Origin of the sequence: Gluconobacter sp. Dm-74 (assembly GCF_018256135.1) — a bacterium.
Taxonomy (GTDB): Bacteria; Pseudomonadota; Alphaproteobacteria; order Acetobacterales; family Acetobacteraceae; genus Gluconobacter; species Gluconobacter cadivus.
Genome location: NZ_JAERLX010000002.1, coordinates 1 through 16,421 on the forward strand (window position 1 = coordinate 1; position 16,421 = coordinate 16,421).

The 16,421-nt window shown below is 55.3% G+C and carries 13 protein-coding genes and 1 pseudogene; 3 read left to right on the top strand and 11 right to left on the bottom strand.

Going from position 1 to position 16,421, the window contains the following annotated elements:
- From JK208_RS03180 to JK208_RS03195, 4 genes and pseudogenes are all read right to left on the bottom strand, one after another.
- A pseudogene (locus tag JK208_RS03180) lies at window positions 1–356 on the bottom strand (energy transducer TonB); the annotation flags it as partial.
- Between the two features lie 5 nt (window positions 357–361).
- On the bottom strand, window positions 362–829 hold the full coding sequence (gene exbD, locus JK208_RS03185) for a TonB system transport protein ExbD (protein WP_211574341.1): 468 nt from the start codon (window positions 827–829) through the stop codon (window positions 362–364).
- A gap of 5 nt (window positions 830–834) precedes the next feature.
- Window positions 835–1,584, bottom strand: coding sequence for a tonB-system energizer ExbB (gene exbB, locus JK208_RS03190; RefSeq protein WP_328750686.1), 750 nt, complete (start codon window positions 1,582–1,584; stop codon window positions 835–837).
- A gap of 217 nt (window positions 1,585–1,801) precedes the next feature.
- Window positions 1,802–3,049, bottom strand: coding sequence for a PepSY domain-containing protein (locus tag JK208_RS03195; RefSeq protein WP_211574342.1), 1,248 nt, complete (start codon window positions 3,047–3,049; stop codon window positions 1,802–1,804).
- Window positions 3,050–3,418: 369 nt separating this feature from the next.
- Here JK208_RS03195 and JK208_RS03200 point away from each other — a divergent pair, with 369 nt between their 5' ends.
- The 3 genes from JK208_RS03200 (at window position 3,419) to JK208_RS03210 (ending at window position 7,653) form a co-directional block, all read left to right on the top strand.
- Window positions 3,419–3,925, top strand: a complete 507-nt coding sequence (locus JK208_RS03200) for an RNA polymerase sigma factor (RefSeq protein ID WP_249201914.1) — start codon at window positions 3,419–3,421, stop codon at window positions 3,923–3,925.
- A gap of 148 nt (window positions 3,926–4,073) precedes the next feature.
- On the top strand, window positions 4,074–5,006 hold the full coding sequence (locus JK208_RS03205) for a FecR domain-containing protein (RefSeq protein ID WP_211574343.1): 933 nt from the start codon (window positions 4,074–4,076) through the stop codon (window positions 5,004–5,006).
- A 142-nt stretch (window positions 5,007–5,148) separates the two neighbouring features.
- Window positions 5,149–7,653 carry a TonB-dependent siderophore receptor gene (locus tag JK208_RS03210; protein ID WP_249201915.1) on the top strand — a complete coding sequence of 835 codons (2,505 nt, stop codon included), beginning with the start codon at window positions 5,149–5,151 and terminating at the stop codon, window positions 7,651–7,653.
- 79 nt (window positions 7,654–7,732) lie between these two features.
- Here JK208_RS03210 and JK208_RS03215 read toward each other — a convergent pair whose 3' ends face one another.
- From JK208_RS03215 to JK208_RS03245, 7 genes are all read right to left on the bottom strand, one after another.
- A complete protein-coding gene (locus tag JK208_RS03215; RefSeq protein WP_249201916.1) occupies window positions 7,733–10,234 on the bottom strand; it encodes a TonB-dependent siderophore receptor in 2,502 nt (833 codons plus the stop codon).
- A gap of 82 nt (window positions 10,235–10,316) precedes the next feature.
- On the bottom strand, window positions 10,317–11,330 hold the full coding sequence (locus JK208_RS03220; RefSeq protein ID WP_211574346.1) for a FecR domain-containing protein: 1,014 nt from the start codon (window positions 11,328–11,330) through the stop codon (window positions 10,317–10,319).
- A gap of 71 nt (window positions 11,331–11,401) precedes the next feature.
- The gene (locus tag JK208_RS03225; protein ID WP_211574347.1) at window positions 11,402–11,926 is read right to left on the bottom strand and encodes a sigma-70 family RNA polymerase sigma factor; all 525 of its coding nucleotides are present in this window, start codon (window positions 11,924–11,926) and stop codon (window positions 11,402–11,404) included.
- A 189-nt stretch (window positions 11,927–12,115) separates the two neighbouring features.
- Window positions 12,116–13,489, bottom strand: coding sequence for a PepSY domain-containing protein (locus tag JK208_RS03230; protein WP_211574348.1), 1,374 nt, complete (start codon window positions 13,487–13,489; stop codon window positions 12,116–12,118).
- Window positions 13,489–13,836, bottom strand: a complete 348-nt coding sequence (locus JK208_RS03235; protein ID WP_349291955.1) for a hypothetical protein — start codon at window positions 13,834–13,836, stop codon at window positions 13,489–13,491. The genes JK208_RS03230 and JK208_RS03235 overlap by 1 nt, the downstream gene beginning before the upstream one ends.
- Window positions 13,785–14,063: a hypothetical protein gene (locus JK208_RS03240; protein WP_194263344.1), complete on the bottom strand. Its 279-nt coding sequence runs from the start codon at window positions 14,061–14,063 to the stop codon at window positions 13,785–13,787. The genes JK208_RS03235 and JK208_RS03240 overlap by 52 nt, the downstream gene beginning before the upstream one ends.
- Complete coding sequence (locus JK208_RS03245) at window positions 14,060–16,339, bottom strand: TonB-dependent siderophore receptor (RefSeq protein ID WP_211574349.1); 2,280 nt, start codon at window positions 16,337–16,339, stop codon at window positions 14,060–14,062. The genes JK208_RS03240 and JK208_RS03245 overlap by 4 nt, the downstream gene beginning before the upstream one ends.
- Window positions 16,340–16,421 lie beyond the last annotated feature (82 nt).

Sequence of the window (16,421 nt, forward strand, 5' to 3'; positions counted from 1 at the left end):
GCGGGGGATGGGGGCGCGGTAATCTTTGGTGGATCTACGGGTGCCGGATCGGGGATGGACTGTGTCTGCTGTGGACCGGGTGGAACATCCGTAGGCGGTGTCGGGATTGATACCGGTTCAGGAACCATGTCGATGGCAATCGCGGCAGGGGGCGGTGCGGGAACGGCCATAACCGGCGGCGGCAGCCGCATGACGTACCACAGAGTGCCGCCACTGATCGCAAGAACAGCCAGAAAGGACAGCCCCCAGCGGAGCGCGTCTTCGCGATGTTTCAGTCGGAACTGGTCTCGTTGCCATCTGCTGAAAGAGAAAAGATCCTCCGCGCGGTTTTCCAGTTCCCGCGGCCGCCCGGTCATCCCGATCACGGTGTACCTCCAGGAAGGGCAGCCGGGTTTGACGCTGTTTCGCCCCCTTCTTCCTGTCCTTGCAGATTGACGAGCGCCACCTTGAGGTAGCCAGCCGAACGAAGTCTGTTCATCACCCCCATCAGCGTCCCGTAATCAACCGTCTTGTCTGCCCGCAGGAAGATGCGTTCGTCGTGATTTCCTTTTGTCGCCCGTTCCATCGCCGGGCCCAGTCCTCTGGTTTCCAGAGAGTCTTCTCCCAGAGCCAGAGTGTGATCCGCCTTGATCGTCAGGAATACGGGGTCCTCAGGTCGAGGCGTGGGTTTTTCGCTGGAGGACGGCAGATCTACCGGCACATTCACGGTGGTCAGGGGGGCGGTCACCATGAAAATCACGAGGAGCACCAGCATCACATCTATGAACGGCGTGACGTTGATTTCACTGGCTTCGTGCGGGCTTTCGTCAGCGTAGCGGATGCGGATCATACGGTTTACTCAGCAGCAAGGGAGCGCGCCTCCCGCGAGACGTCAAAACGGACCACCTGTCCACTCCCGCCAGACGGCTGAATCCGGCTCAGGTCACGTGAGACCAGCCGCATGACAAGGGACGTCAGGTCTGCGACCTGCGCCCGGCAGGCAGCGGACTGCCGGGCCAGATGATTGTAGATGACGACAGCCGGAATGGCCGCAACCAGACCCAGCGCTGTCGCCAGAAGGGCTTCGGCGATGCCCGGAGCGACGACGGCGAGACTGGTGGCCTTGCTGGCGGCAATGCCTGTAAACGAGGTCATGATACCCCAGACCGTGCCGAAAAGCCCGACGAACGGTGCCGTGGCTCCAATGGTTGCCAGAAGCCCGGTTCCGCGCATGAGATGCCGGCCTTCAGCCGCTTCCAGCCGTTCGAGATGCAGGACGATCCGTTCTTTCAGGCCATCGCGATCATCAAGGATATCGTGTGAACGCCGACGTTCGGTTTCAGCCGCAAGAACCAGGACATGAGCGATGGATCTGTTGTCCCGTGTCCATTCCTCTCCCAGATCCAGCGTGTCCGCTTCAGCCAGAGCATTTTCGGCCTTCCGCAGCCTTTGGCGCATACGGAAAAATTCAACCGTTTTGGCGATGAAAACGGTCCATGTCAGCAGGCTGGCAAACGCCAGCAGACCCATCACGCACCGCACGACAGGACCAGCGTTGAGAAACATGTCCCAAGGGGAAAAGGACATCGAAGTGAGATCGGTCACAGGGGACCTCCTTTTGAAGACGGTCTGCTCCAGGCACGCCTCAGGCAGACAGTTATGACGGCCAGAGGCATGGACAGGCTGATCCATGAAACGGCGAGCCAGACGCCGTGCTGGCCCAGCAGCGCCGAGATAAGGCCGGACAGCATGAGGGCTCCAAGCGATGCCGGCCATATCCAGATGGCAGTTGAGGACATGGAGGAGGGAAGGGCTTTAGCCTTCATCGCGCCGCATCCCCTGCATCGTGAGAAACGACGAGACCTGTATTGTCGTCGAATTCGTAGCCAAGAGTTCGCAGGCGCGTATCTGCGCTGACCCTGCGTTTTGCAGCCCACAGAACAAGCCCGCTGACCAGAACGCCGATCACCACGAGATCAAGAAGCGCCCAGAGAATGCGCAGCGGCATCCCGCCATAATCGCCGAAATGCAGAGGACGGGAAATTTCCAGAAAGCGGAGATACCAGGGCATAGGGTATGCGCCGGTCAGTTCCCCGGTTCGGGCGTCAACCAGCACCGGCGTGAAGAGACGTGCGCGTAGTGGCGTAGCCCCATGTGTCCAAAGAACGTAGTGAACCGGGCTGCCGAAGGAAGAGCCCGGAAAAGACAGTTCAGTGACCACATTCCCCGGAGCTGCTTTCGCCGCAGTTTCAAAAGCGGCCTGTACGGAAGAGAGATGGTTCTGAGTAGGGACTGCAAGATTGGCATAGGGTTTGAGAATCTGTCGGACATCCGTCACGCGCCACAGGCCGAACAGGGGTGTCTGAAGTTCGTTGATCAGTCCCGTAAATCCGACAACGCTCGCCCAGACAAGTGTCGCTACTCCCAACAGATTGTGCAGATCCAGCCAGGTGAGGCGCCGCGCACGATCCCGTCGGACGGTCCCGAACGGCAGGCGCTTCATGAATCGGCCATACAGAATGGTCCCTGACACAAGCGACCCAACGAAGATGCCGCCCATCAGTCCCAAAAACAGGCGTCCCGGCAGATAGGCGAACAGGCTGACATGCAACCGGCTGCACGTCCCCATAATGACGCCGGTCCAAGTCCGGGGCGGCGGTGGGGCATCTGCAGGTCGTGACTGCTTTAGGACTCTGGTGGTTCGGGCATCGAATTTGATCCAATGTCCGGAATTCCGGTCCGGGTATTTTTCGTCGTCTTTCAAGGCCTGCCAGCTTGGCGCCATGGACACCAGAACGGCAGGTTCATCATCATCGGGAGCAATGTCCGTGACAATCTGGCCCGGGAACAGGCTGTGTGCCTTTGCCACGATCGTATCCAGACTGGCATTGGACGTTCCGGGAGGGAGTGTTTCGTAAGGAGGATCGTCGTCTCCGACAAAAGTGTCCCAGATCTGTTCGGAAAACAGAAGCGGCAGCCCGGTCACACAAACGATCAGAAGGAACAGGGTACAGATCAGACTTGTCCATTTATGCACCAGAAACCAGCGGCGAAGGGTCCGGGTAGTCATGACTGGCTGACCGTATCCAGAACTCTGATGCATACTATACAATGATACTCATTCGCATCTTCATTCCGTGAAAAGAGCCACCTCTGCGTCATCTGAACCTTCTCGCCTTATCCGATAGGGGGTCTGCAATTTCGAGCCCGACCGGGCTGTGATGTTCCCCTGTTCTTTCAGACGTTCGGGCAAGGCATTTTTTCACAACTCAGCATAAAAAATAACGTGGACGTGATATCGCGCTTCCCCAGACAGTCGTGAGTGCGGACGGGAGAGGCGCTGTAGCCAGACATCTTGCGAAATGAAGATCTGTGTGTCATCAGAATTGCAAGTCGTTCTCAACTGCCGTCTGTCGGTCTGGCATCGGGAAGCTGTCTCTTGAAGTCTGAATCACTGCCTGTGGATCTGTATGAAACCCATCGCGCGGGGCTGCTGGCGTATGCCAGACGTCTCTCAGGAGACGGCGTGCTGGCTGAAGATATCGTCCATGATGCGTGGCTGCTCTTTTCGCGGCAGCCGAGTGGCAGTGTGTTGTCCCCGGTCAGCTATCTGCGGGCAATTATTCGTAATCTCTTGCTGGGCCGTCTGCGTCGTGCCGGGATTGAACGTGTCAGTACGGCTGATTTTGACATGACTGTTGCCGGTATTGTTGACAATACGGTGTCTCCAGAGGAGACCGTGGCCACGCGGGAAATTGTCGTCAGGATCATGGACGCCATCGATGCGATGCCGGACCGTCAGGCTCAGGCGATCCGCATGTATCATTTTGAGGGTATGAAACTGCGCGAGGTTGCCAAGGTTCTGGGGGTTTCCGTGCCTCTGGTTCACGCTCTGATTGCTGAAGGTATGGCAATCTGTAATAAAATCCGCAGGGAAGGGCAGTAAGCCGCGGTGCGCACTACGCTTTTCATGAAAAAGATGCGGTCTTGCGCATCATTCCGGTATGACTTCTCAGTGCATGCGTTTTTGTCTCCGTCATGGCTGTGTAGGGCTGCGCCTGAGAAACTGTTGTGCGATGGGACCAGAATGGCTCATGGATAACACTCACAACGCTGATAAGGCAGCATCTGGCTGGTATATTGCACTGCGCGAAGACAGTGATGATCCGGAACTGAGAAGTGCTTTTGAGGCGTGGCTGGCACAGGACCCACAGCATCGCCAGTCCTGGCAGGATATAAACGCTACAGCGCGAATCATGAAGTCCGTTCCTGCCATGCAACGACGGAAAAGACAGCGCGGTGTCCGGTATGGTGGCTATGTTGCTGCAATGGGCATGGCTGCCGCAGCCTGTCTGGCGACCGTTCTGCTCGTGCCTGATCTGATGCTTCGGCTTCGGGCAGACTATTACGCGCCGCCCGGCATGACGCGCGACATCCGTCTGGCAGACGGCAGCAGGATCGTTCTCGCTCCGCGCACAGCGCTTGCGGTGCATGTCACGCCTCGGGCACGCCAGATCGAACTGCTGCGGGGCGAGGCCTATTTCATTGTTAGACATGATGAAACCCGACCGTTTTTGGTCAATGCAGGTCCCGTCACAACGACCGATATTGGAACGGAATTTGATGCGCGGACGGACGGGTCAAAGACGGAAGTCGTTGTAAAAGAAGGGGAAGTTCATGTTTCAGCACGGAGCGGGCTTCCTTTTGAAAAGGATCTTCGTGCTGGAAACTGGGCTGAAATAAGCCGAGCGCGCGCTGCAACGGGTAACCAGAGTCCAGATACGATCGCGCTGTGGCGCACAGGGACGCTTGTCGCCCAGGACAATACCATAGCTGAGATGGTCGCAGCCCTTCAGCCCTGGATGCATGCACGCATTATGGTGATGCATGGAAGTCTAATGGAAAAGCGCGTGACAGGATCATACGATCTCCATCATCCAGAGGAAGCACTTGCGCTCATCGTAAGGCCTTACGGTGGAGAGATAGCCTCTTTTTCTCCGTGGCTTGCAGTCGTGACGGGGCACTGAGTCCGATGGGCTTTTTATATCGAAAAAAATAATATTGATTTAAATCAATACCTTATAAGAAAATAGTTTCTGATGGATGTTTTTTTTCGAAAAACGGAAGACGTCAAACATCTCACTGTCATAGGCAAAAGATGCAAATGACTTGCATTATCAAAAAGCTGCAGAGACAGGAAATGCTGCGTCCATGTGTCCATCAGGATTTTTAAAGACCCCCCTTGTTGCATCGGTTCTTATACTTGGTGGCACAACTGCCCTGAGTGCGGCTGTGTGCGGAACGGCTTTGGCGCAGGTTGAAACAGGGCAATCAAAATCACGTTTCGATATTTCAGCAGGCTCCCTGTCAGATGCGCTGGTTGCTTTCAGTGCGCAATCCCATCTTCAGATCACGTCACAGGCCCCCGCGCTGTCAGGGCATCGCACAAACGGTCTGCATGGCAGTTTTACGCCGGATGAAGCGTTGGGACATCTCCTGTTGGGAAGTGGTCTGTCCTGGCGGCCAGCAGGATCTTCGGCCGTACAGATTATTCCTGCGACCCGGTCGGCTTCGATCACACTGGGACCCGTCCGGGTTGGAGGGACTTCTGCCCGGATGTCCAATCCTCAGGCAGCCTATGGCCCGGGCGAGGGATTTTTTGTAAGTCACTCGACTGCGGCCACTAAAACCGACACGCCCATCGTCGACATTCCTCAGTCCGTTTACGTGATTGGACGACAACAGATGGATGATCTTCAGCCACTCAATGTGGCCGAAGTTCTGCGTTATATGCCCGGAATTACGGACCCGATGGGAGGGAGCGGAATACCGTCGATCAATTCGCACGATATTTATCAGCGCGGATTTCAGAGTGATACATTCGTGGACGGTTTGATGACGGGCGTGTCGCCTTCTACCGTGGAGCCGTTCATGCTTGACCGGGTGGAAGCCATGAGCGGTCCCGCGTCAGTGATGTACGGGCAGGCGGCGCCGGGCGGGATCATCAATGAAGACCTCAAGCGACCAACCGAACAGGCACAGCATCAGTTCAATGTGGGTTTCGGTAGTTATGGACGCTATGAAGGTCAGTTTGATACCAGCGGCCCACTGACAAAAGACGGCCAACTCCTTTATCGTATCGTCGCTGTCGGAAATACACAGGGCGATCAGGTTCAGTACGTGAAATATCAGAGAATGGTCGTTCAGCCAGCTTTGACCTGGAATATCGATAAAAATACGAAACTCACACTGATTGGGCAGTATAATTATACACCTTCACTGAGATATGCCGCCGGGGGACCGGCAATCGGGTCTCTCTTTCCCCAGAAATATGGACGATACAGCCCAACGATTGATACTGGCGATCCGGGGTTCGACAGGTCTTATGACAAGAGCCATCTGTTCGAATATATTTTCTCGCATAAGTTCAACCGTCATTTGCAGTTTAGTCAGAATTTTCGGTACGAGTATGACGACAGTTACTTCGCCCAACTCTTCAGTAATGGACTGGTTGCTGGTACGTCCGACATGAAGCGTTATGCGCTCGTTGATCACTTTAAAGGATGGGCCGCTTTACTCGATTCACATCTTCAGGGTGATTATGATACGGGTCCGGTTCACCATACTCTTCTGGTTGGCGTTGATTACAGGGATCAGCCCGACTCAGGAACGTACGCGTTCGATTTTTCCACCGTTCCAACACTAAACCTGCTGAGTCCGAAATATTATCAATATAACTACAGCGATTTTATAAAACAGACTGGCAACAAATGGGATACCGAGAACGACTCCCTATCCCAGACAGGTGTCTATTTTCAGGACCAGATGAAATGGAAAGGCCTCAATGTCATGATTGGTGGCCGTCAGGACTGGGACGATTATTATAGTACGTTCAAAAAAGCTTTTACGTGGCATGTCGGTGTTTCGTACAAGACAAATTTCGGGCTTTCTCCCTATTTCTCTTATGCAACATCATTCTTCCCACAAACATCCAATGTCTATGGAAAGGGAATTGCTGATCCCCTTGAAGGCAAACAGTGGGAGGTAGGTTTAAAATATCAGCCAACCAACACGAAAATGCTGTTCACTGCGGCTGCGTATGATCTGCGGGAAAACAATGTTCTGGAAAGTGATCCAGATCATCAGAACTTTTCTCTTGAAATCGGACAGGTCCGGGCGAGGGGCGTTGAACTTTCAGCAAACGTCAATATTACACAAGGGCTGAATCTGAACGCTAATTATACATATATGTCTATATATAACAGCCGTACGACACTGACTTCGACGGATATCAACGGAAAAACGGTTTCGCTGCAGGGTAAGGCTCCCACCGAACTTCCCCGGAATACCGTTAATCTCTTTGTGGATTATAAATTCCAGAAAAATTCCCTGAACGGCATTTTCGATGGCTTATCGTTGAATGCGGGCATGAGATATGTCGGCTTTTCCATGGGGGACGAAGCCAATTCCTTTCATGTTCCCGCCTATACTGTGTTTGATGGAGGCGTGAGTTACGATTTTGGGACGTTAAGCAGGCGTCTCAAAGGGCTTAATATGCGGGCAAGTCTCGTCAATGGTTTCAACAAACAATATGTAGTGGAATGTTCGTCGAGCAAATCCTGTTCATGGGGGCAGCTTCGCCGGGTAACGGGGCAGATCGGATATCGTTGGTAACTCTGTAGCGTTTGAAAGCCCACCACCCAGAGAGGCAGTGGGCAATAGTTTCAAGGCCAGCAGGGGCTACGGCAATGGATTACCAACGATATCCTATGAGTCCGAAAATTCGGCGCTGTTCACCGTACTGGCAGGTATCTAAACCACCGCATGATGTATAGGTTTTGTTTGTGGAATTTGTCATACTCAGCCGGACATGCAACCCTTTAAGAGATGGGAATGTCTGGGCGAAATTATAATTCAGACCGCTATCGAACAAGACATAGGCTGGGTTGCGGAAGGAGTTGGCTTCGTCGCCCCACGCAGAACCAATATAGCGCACACCGAAATTTATCGACAGCCCCGATGCAAGAGATGTCGGAAAGCGATAGTCGATGAAGACTGATGCAGTATGTTTCGGTTGATAAACAAGCGTCTTCTGGAGCAGTGATACTGTCTCACCCCCGATCGTATCAGCTGTCAGGTCTGTTTTTGAGTTGACTGGTCGCGAATAACTATAACTGGCTGTCAGATCCAGCCCTTCGGCCAGATTAGCATTTGCAGAAAGTTCAACACCGCGTGAACGCACCTGCCCGATTTCAAGATCGTAATTCGGAAAATCAGGATCGCTGACTAGAACATTATTTTCTTTTACGTCATAATAAGCCGCAGTGAAAAATGTCTGTATATGAGGGATCTGGTATTTCAGGCCAGCTTCCCATTGATGTCCGTTAAGCGGATCGGCCTGCCTGAGAACCTGATGGTTATAGATAGATCCTGTTTGTGGCATGAAGGATGTCGAATAGTTGAAATATGGTGCCAGGCCGACACTTGAAACATAATTAATGCCAGCATTCCATGTGAATGGGCGATTGAATATATGTCTTGCTCCATAAGAGTTCCAGTCCTGCCGCCCAGCCAGCGTGAGGTAGAATTTGCGCCATTTGATCTGATCCTGAAAATATATGGCATATTGGGAATACTGATAATGATATTGTGTGAATTTTCCCTGCGTTGCTGAAATATAATCGCTCATTGTGTATTGATTGTATTTCGGGTCCGTGATGCTGATGGATGGAACATTCCCGAAGGAAAATTTACTTCTCCCGTCTTCAGCCTGTGTCCGGTAGTCCACACCGACAAGCAGGTTGTGCCTTACCTGGCCCGTGGAAATTTTGTAGCTCAGGTTGCTGGTCATCTGGACGGAGCGTCCATTATTATTGTTGTTACAGGTTGCATAGCGACTGATCGTTTTGTTTACGAGATCAACAGTATCCAGCTGAAGATTGCAGTGACTGTCTGCCTGACCATCGTACCGGACAGTACTGTTGAATTGCATATTTTGGGAAAAATCGTGATGTAGGAGAAATTCTCCCAGATATTCTCTGTCCCAATTGCGATCAAAAGATGGGTCGCCATAATATCGGTTAACAGGAATATGCCCTAGAGGACTGCTGAGGGCACTTCCATAAGCAGGAACATAAGCACCAGAAATGGTCTGAGGAGAATAAGCGAACTGTCCAATCAGAGTGATGCTGGTTCTGTCATCGACTTTCCATTCCAGGTCACCCTGAATGGCAACGCGCTTGTAGTGCTGGTAATCGACCTGCGAGCCCTGTGTATTGCCGAGGGCGACAACTCGGTAGAGGACGTTGCGTTTTTTGTTAAGCGGGCCACCGAAATCGAGTTGTCCTTCATAGCGGCCATAATTGCCGAACCCGACATTAACCTCATGGCGGGCCGTGGTCGTCGGGCGTTTCAGGGTCATATTGATAAGACCCCCGGGTGTGGACTGGCCATACATGACTGAAGACGGTCCGCTCAGGGCTTCGATCCGATCGAGGAAAAACGGATCTGTAACGGAAGTACCGTTCAGGAGGCCATCTACGAAGGTATAGGATTCAAATCCGCGCTGATGCACGGGCTGGAATGTATCGCTTGAAGGGGAACTTGAGAGAACGTTCCCCGGAGAGGTAACGACGCCAGGTGTGTAGCGCAGGGCTTCGGCAATACTCTGTGGCTGAAGATCATCCATCTGTTTTCTGGTGACGACATAGATCGATTTTGGAGTTTCGATCATGGCAGTGTCGGTTCGGGTCGCTGATGCGCTTCGGGTTGCGACCAGCCCAACGCCCGGTCCATATGCTGACTGGGGATCAGAATTCCTGGAAACACGGCCGCCAACCCTGACGGGTCCGAGTCTGATGGCGGAAACAGCAGAAGCCTTTTGGATGACGATGGTGTCTTGCTGTGCGCGCCGGTAATTTAATCCACTTGCAGAGAGAAGCTGCTGCAGGGCAGCAGATGCGTCCTTTGCCCCTATAACGGGCTGTGACGTTTTTCCGGAAGTCAGAGCTGGATCGTATGTGATCTGAAGCCCCGCTTTTTTACCCAGAACTTCCAGAGCCTTATCCAGAGGCATCGCCGGGATCGTGTATGACTGAGACTGGGAAAGCTGAAGCGGGGCGGCGAGTGCTCCGGTGGATACCCCCAGTGTTCCAGTCACGCCCGCAAATATCAGGATAGATCGGATGGAGAGAGATGAAGATTTTTCGAAACTCCGTTCAGTGAGCGGATTTTCACAGGGCTTCGTCGGTTTCAAGAGTGTGGCGTCCTTGTTAAGAATGCATCGCATTTACAATAAGGACGGATTACGGTAAGAATTTTTAAGAGGACGGCCGGAATTAATTCAGCAAATCATGTGCCGAAGCGGGCACGACAATCATAAAGTGGGTTCCGAGCCTGTGTACGGTTCCCCCTGCTGGCATCAGGACAGCGCGCAGGGCGGCGGGGATATCGTGGAGATTATAAAGCCCTCCAATCCGATGCAGTTTTCGTTCTGGGAATGGTGTAAGAATGAAGCCTGGATAATAGCGTCTCAGGGTGGCGATCACATGATCGCTGGTATCATTTTCAACAACCAGTGTTCCGTCCCGCCATGCCCCGATACGATCAGGATCGACTGTTGTACGGGAGATTCTGCCGCTTTGCAGATCAAGCGCCAGTTCATCTCCCGGACCCAGTCGTGTCTCTGGAAGGCTTGGCTTCATTTGCCGGGAAACTCCAACACGTCCGTCCTGAACGTCAACCCGAATTTGTGTAGAATCCATTCGGATATCAAAGCGCGTACCGATGTCGCGGGCCTGCAGGATGCCGGCCTTTACCTGAAAAGGGCGACGAGGATCATGTCGGACATCGAATAAGGCTTCTCCGGCAAGGAGTGTGATATTCCGTCGTTCAGCGCTGTAATGAACGGCAATCGCAGAGTGGCCTCCCAGTGTGACGACGCTGCCATCGGATAGAACGATCCGGCTGTTTTGGCCGACCGCTGTTCTATGATCGGCCATGGTCGCGGTCTGGATTGCAGGGAACCCAAGCCAGAGTCCTGCGCAGGCCGCAGCGGCAAGGGCGATGGGCAGGCTTTTAGCCAGCATTCTGCTGCGGTGGATTTTTTTGAGCGGTTTCCGGCTTTTTGCAGGCAGGGAAACGTGAGCAAAAGCTGGCGTGGTCTGTCCCGTCAGGCTCCAGATGTGGAGTGTTTCGCGCCAGGCTTGGGCGTGAAGGGGGGAGGCCGCATGCCAGGCAGCAAAATCCTGTTTCAGGATGTCATTATCTGGATCGTCCGTCAGAACAATCGCCCAGAGGTTGGCTTCTGATCTGATCTGCTCAGAAAGAGGGATATCCGGAATCTGTTTCATGGTTCGTCGGTTCTCCTCTTCGCTCGAATGGAGGTTATCGAGCACGGGGAGCGCATATTGATGTCAGTCATTCAGGTGCGGGGATCGGCAGAATCAAGAACATTCTGGCATGCAAGAAGAGCATCGTTGATAAGTTGGGAGGCACGTACAACGGAAATATCGAGTGCTATCGCGATTTCCCTCAGTTTGAGGCCTTCAAATCGCTTCATCTCAAAAGCGCGCCGTGTGCGCGCGGGCAGGGCAGCCAGAGCCTGTTCCACAGCATCCAGTTCTTCTCGTCCTGAAGTATGGAGTTCTGGCGTCAGAGGATCGGCAAGGAGGATTTCCAGCCCCTGATCCGCAATGTCGGAAGTTTTGCGGATATTGCGTTGGCGCATTGTATCGATGGCAAGACGGCGAACAACCTGAAGGAGGTAAGCCAAGGGATGTCGGATCTCAAGCTCCGGTCGGTGGGTCAGCGCAATTTTGACAAAAGCGTCGTGAACAAGATCTTCGGCCTGAGCCCTGCATCCAACAATGGACGCAGCAAGATCTACGGACCGGTGCCTGTAACTGAGATAGGCATCTAGGACGCACTTGCTTTCATCTGCCGGCACGACACGGTCTTTCCTGTTCGATCGGCACAAGGCTGCTGATTCGGGTTTTATAGATAATGATAATTATTATCATTTAAAACAGTAAAAGAAAACCCCGTTCTTTTTATAGTGCATAGGTCCTGTTGCTGTGTCGGGTAACTGCTCTGACTGTTGCCGAGCATCGTAAAACATAAGCGATTTTCAACATTTTCATGATTTTTGTGTTTTTTTCGGTCGGAAAAGGAAAATGGCGATACATCCCAGGAAGACGGCATAATAAACAGAAGCTACGACGTTTCCGGTCATGATATCGGGTTTGGTGAGCCCCAGCAGAAGGACGATGGCAGTTCCGCTGATGCAGCCTGCGGTCCAGCCGGGAGTCAGTCGAGCCAGAATGTTGGTGGGGAGGCTGTCCCTGGAGAGGCCTGCTGCCTTTTCACGGCGGCGGCGGGCGTCGATCCAGAGCCGGTTGCCGGTATAGAACATGCCGGCTCCTGCAAGACCCAGAACGACATAACCCCATCGGATCGCGTTGCCGCCGAAACTACCGAAATGCAGTGCGAAGAAAACCGTCAGGATGGCAAAGCCGGTTTTCTGATGACCGGGGAGGTAATCCGCGGACAGGATTTTGCCGCTGCGGGGATCGACCGTGGCGAAGCCTGCCGTGGGACCGCGCATGCTGTAGCGGCTGTCCTGCCCGCTGACACGCAGCATCATGCCGCCATGGCCCTGACTATAGGCCAGTGTGGTGGGGACGAAGCCCGGGGCCTGTGTTCCGAGAGACGTCACGAGTGCGGTCGGGGTGAGGAGCGGTGCGTCGGGGTGTTGGTCCGCAGTGATGGGATGAGGCCTTGTATGCGTCGGAAGATGCTGGGAGGCATGGGATGTGCCGAAAACGCGGCTTTGCACTGCGAAAATGGGGTCATGGAATGCGAAGACCACCGAGGTCAGGGCCATGACGATGTGAAAGGGCAGCGAAAAGAAGCCCAGCAGATTGTGCAGGTCCAGCCAGAGTTTGCGCGGCCCCTCGCGGAAGCGGAAGGCGAACAGGTTGCGGGCCAGTGTGGGCAGGAACAGCAGCACGCCTGAGATCAGGGCTATGCCATAGAGCAGCGCGATGATGCCCATGAACGGTCGGCTGATTGCATGGGGCAGGGGGATGCCCAGTTCCTGATGCAGCATGTCGATGAAATGCGCGACCGGGGTGATGGCCTGCTGACGGACGACCAGCGCGCCGTCGGGGGCAAGCGTTGCGACGAACATCGGCCCGGCGTCGTGGCCGTGAGGCGGGTGCACAGGCCATGCCACGCGGCCGGGAAGGCTGCGGTCCGGGGCGAGAAGGATAGTGTAGGTCTGCCGGGCCTGCGGATAGGTACTGAAGACTTTTTCGAGCAGGTCTGGTGTCCGGGACAGGGGCACCGGGGACGGCATGTCGAGTTGGGGTGAGGTCAGGTTCTGGAGGGGCTGTTCGAACATGCTGATCGCACCGGCGAAGAACGCCACGAACAGAAGCAGTCCGGCACAGATCCCGACCCAGCTATGGACCTCGCGGTAGACGCGCAGGATGTCGGAGCGGATTTTCATCAGGATAATGCTCTCAGGAGCAGGAAGAGACCCCAGAAGGCGACACAGCCTCCGCCCAGCATTGCCCAGGCCCGGCGGCCCGTGGGGAACAGAAAGCAGGTTCCCAGCACCAGCACCCAGAGAACGGCCGTCAGCCACATCAGAGCCTGGGCGGAGAGGCTTCTGGGGTCGCCATTCGCGCCGATGAGCCGTCCGAGGACGGCCATGATGGCGAATGTCATGCCACCGCCCGCGAGGATGGCGGCGGAGACTTTCGCGACCCAGTGCCGGTTGTCGAGAGTTTGCGGCAGGCGCGTCATGGTCGGGACCTGCCAGCGAGGAGAGATGCGCTCAGTGGCAGCAGGCACCAGACGATCATGAGCAGGGTCATGCCCATCAGGCAGGCGGTGCAGAAACTCGTTGCGGTTGTCAGGATGGCTGTTCCGGCAAGCAGAGATCCGATCCCGAGCAGAACCGGAACGTTGCCCTGCAGGGCGCGGTTCAGGAGTTTCTGGTTGGCGGAACATGCATAGAGCAGTGCTCCGCCCCCTGCGATGAACAGGGTTGCGAGAGCGTAGGACAGGGCCGGACTCACCAGCGGTATTCCAGTCGGGCGGTGAGGTTTCTGCCTTGCCCGTAGTAGCAAGCGGCGACCGCCGTACAGGTTGCGACGAAGCGCTTGTTGGCGACGTTGCGCATGTTGAGCGAGAGCATCAGGCCCTTATAGGCGGGATGGGCATCGCCGACATCGTAGCGCAGAAAGGTGTCGAACAGCGTGTAGTCCGGGATGGCCAGTTTGTTGGCCGTATCGCCGTAGCTCGTGCCGGTGTAGCGCACGCCGCCGCCGACCCCCAGACCGCGGAGGGCGCCGTAGCGGATGCGCTGGTCGATGAAGAGCGAGGCCATCCATTTCGGGGCCTGCGGCAGATAGTTGCCGACCTGTCCCGGTGTGTTGGACTGCCGGATGCGGGCGTCGCTGCGCGTTCCGGTGAAGATGACGGCCATGTCCCACGGAAGGGTGGCGCGTCCTTCAAGTTCGAGACCGCGAACGCGCCCTTTGCCCGTCTGGATCAGGCAGGTCGCGGTGCCGCAGGTTTCGCCGTCGGGGTCGGGGGTCGTCATGTTCTTCTGGGTGATTTGGTAACCGCCAAACGTGACATAGATGCTCTTGCCGTATTGGTAGCGGATGCCGGCTTCGTACTGGTCGCCGGTGGTCGGCTTGAAGGGCAGGCCGTTCTTGGCCGTGGACGGATCGGAGACGGTCGGCTGGAAGGACTGGGCATAGCTGAAATAGGGTGCCAGTCCGTTATCGAACAGATAGACGCCGCCCGTGCGCCAAGTGAAGGCCTGCGAGGGGGTGATGTACCGTTTGCGGGTCAGGATATTATAGGTGTTGTCATTGGCCCAGTCCTGACGGCCGCCGATTGTAACGCGCAGGCGCTCGAACTTGAGCTGGTCCTGAAAATAGATTCCGTTCTGGCGGCTGACCGTGGACGTATAGACCTGCGGTGATAGGTTGTTTTCGTAACCTGCGCTGCCACGGCTGACAGGATCGAAAATGTTCAGAAGCGGCTTGACCAGTGTCGCGCTGACGAGGTCGCGGTCATGGTTCCAGTCCGTATAGAAGTAGTCCGTCCCCGCGAGGAAGAGGTGACGTACGGGGCCGGTGCGGACATGGCCTTCGAGCTGTGTGTCCATGGCGACGCCCTGCGACCGTCCCCGGCCTTCCACGGCACGGCGGTTGACCGTTTCTCCTGCCACGCATCCCGCAACAGTACTGGCGCATTTCGCAAGCGTGTCACCCGAGAGGACCGTGGAGCGGTAGAGTGTGTCGAGATAGGTATAGCGGACGTTGTTCCGCACCGTCAGGAAACGGTTGAAGCGATGTTCCAGAAACGATCCGAAAAGCGCCTGATTTCGGTCGAATGTGTTCCAGTCGGGTTCGCCGATATTGGCGTCATTGGCGATGTAACGGCCTTTGGAGGCGTAAAGCGTGCCAGTTGCGGGCAGGAACTGGAACGTCGAGCCGCCGACATCGCGCTGGTATTGCGCAAGCAGTGTCCATGTCGAATGGGGGGCGAATTTCCATGTCAGGCTGGGCGAGACGTAATAGCGGCCTGCCGTAACGTCATTGACCTGTGTGCCCCCATATTTCGCCAGAGCGACCATCCGGCCCGTGAGGCTGCCACTATGGGTCAGTTTTCCCGACACATCGCCGGAAGCCTGTCCCTGCCAGTTTTCCAGATCTGTATATCCGCTACTCTGGAGGAAGAACTCCCCTTCGCTTTTTTCTGTCGGACGTTTCGTCACCAGATTGACCACGCCGCCCGGTGCTGTCTGACCGTATAACGCTCCGGAGGGGCCTTTCAGGACGTCGATCTGCTGGAGGGCGAACGGATCGAACGATGTGCGCGTCCACTGCCCCCCGGCGGGCAGGCGCAAGCCGTCCACGAAATTGTTGTTCGATGAAAACCCCCCCGCCCCAAAACCACGGACAGACACTTCGTCAACCCGGTTGTCGATGCCCTGTGGTTCGGCTTGGACGCCTGCGGTGTAGGCGAGGGCATCGGCGATGGTGGGGGAGGAGCGCAGTTCGATTTCGTCGCGGCTGACGATCGAGATCGTCTGGGGAGATTCGATGATGGGTGTGCGGGTTTTGGTCGAGGCTCCGGCCTGCGACAGGCCCGTTGCGGTAACGGTGATGATTTCGGCAGACGCACCCGTCGCTGCCGGTTTCGCAGACCCCGTGGTCTGACCGGACGTGGTTTTCCCGGTGCGTTTGTCCTGCGAGGCAGAGGGGGTTGCGGATGCGATCTGTGCGCTCAGGGCGAGGCAGGACGCCGTACCGCAGATAAGCCGGGAGAAACTCATGGAGCGCCTTCATTAAAACTAAATTTACCCCTTTCTATTTCGATAATGAGAATCATTGTCAACTAGATGACATGGATAGGAA

What these genes read in the sequence shown, in the direction of transcription:
- JK208_RS03220 (WP_211574346.1), bottom strand. Translation starts at nt 11,330, where the DNA reads ATGAAACAGATTCCGGATATCCCTCTTTCTGAGCAGATCAGATCAGAA.
- exbD (WP_211574341.1), bottom strand. Translation starts at nt 829, where the DNA reads ATGATCCGCATCCGCTACGCTGACGAAAGCCCGCACGAAGCCAGTGAA.
- JK208_RS03245 (WP_211574349.1), bottom strand. Translation starts at nt 16,339, where the DNA reads ATGAGTTTCTCCCGGCTTATCTGCGGTACGGCGTCCTGCCTCGCCCTG.
- JK208_RS03230 (WP_211574348.1), bottom strand. Translation starts at nt 13,489, where the DNA reads ATGAAAATCCGCTCCGACATCCTGCGCGTCTACCGCGAGGTCCATAGC.
- JK208_RS03195 (WP_211574342.1), bottom strand. Translation starts at nt 3,049, where the DNA reads ATGACTACCCGGACCCTTCGCCGCTGGTTTCTGGTGCATAAATGGACA.
- JK208_RS03205 (WP_211574343.1), top strand. Translation starts at nt 4,074, where the DNA reads ATGGATAACACTCACAACGCTGATAAGGCAGCATCTGGCTGGTATATT.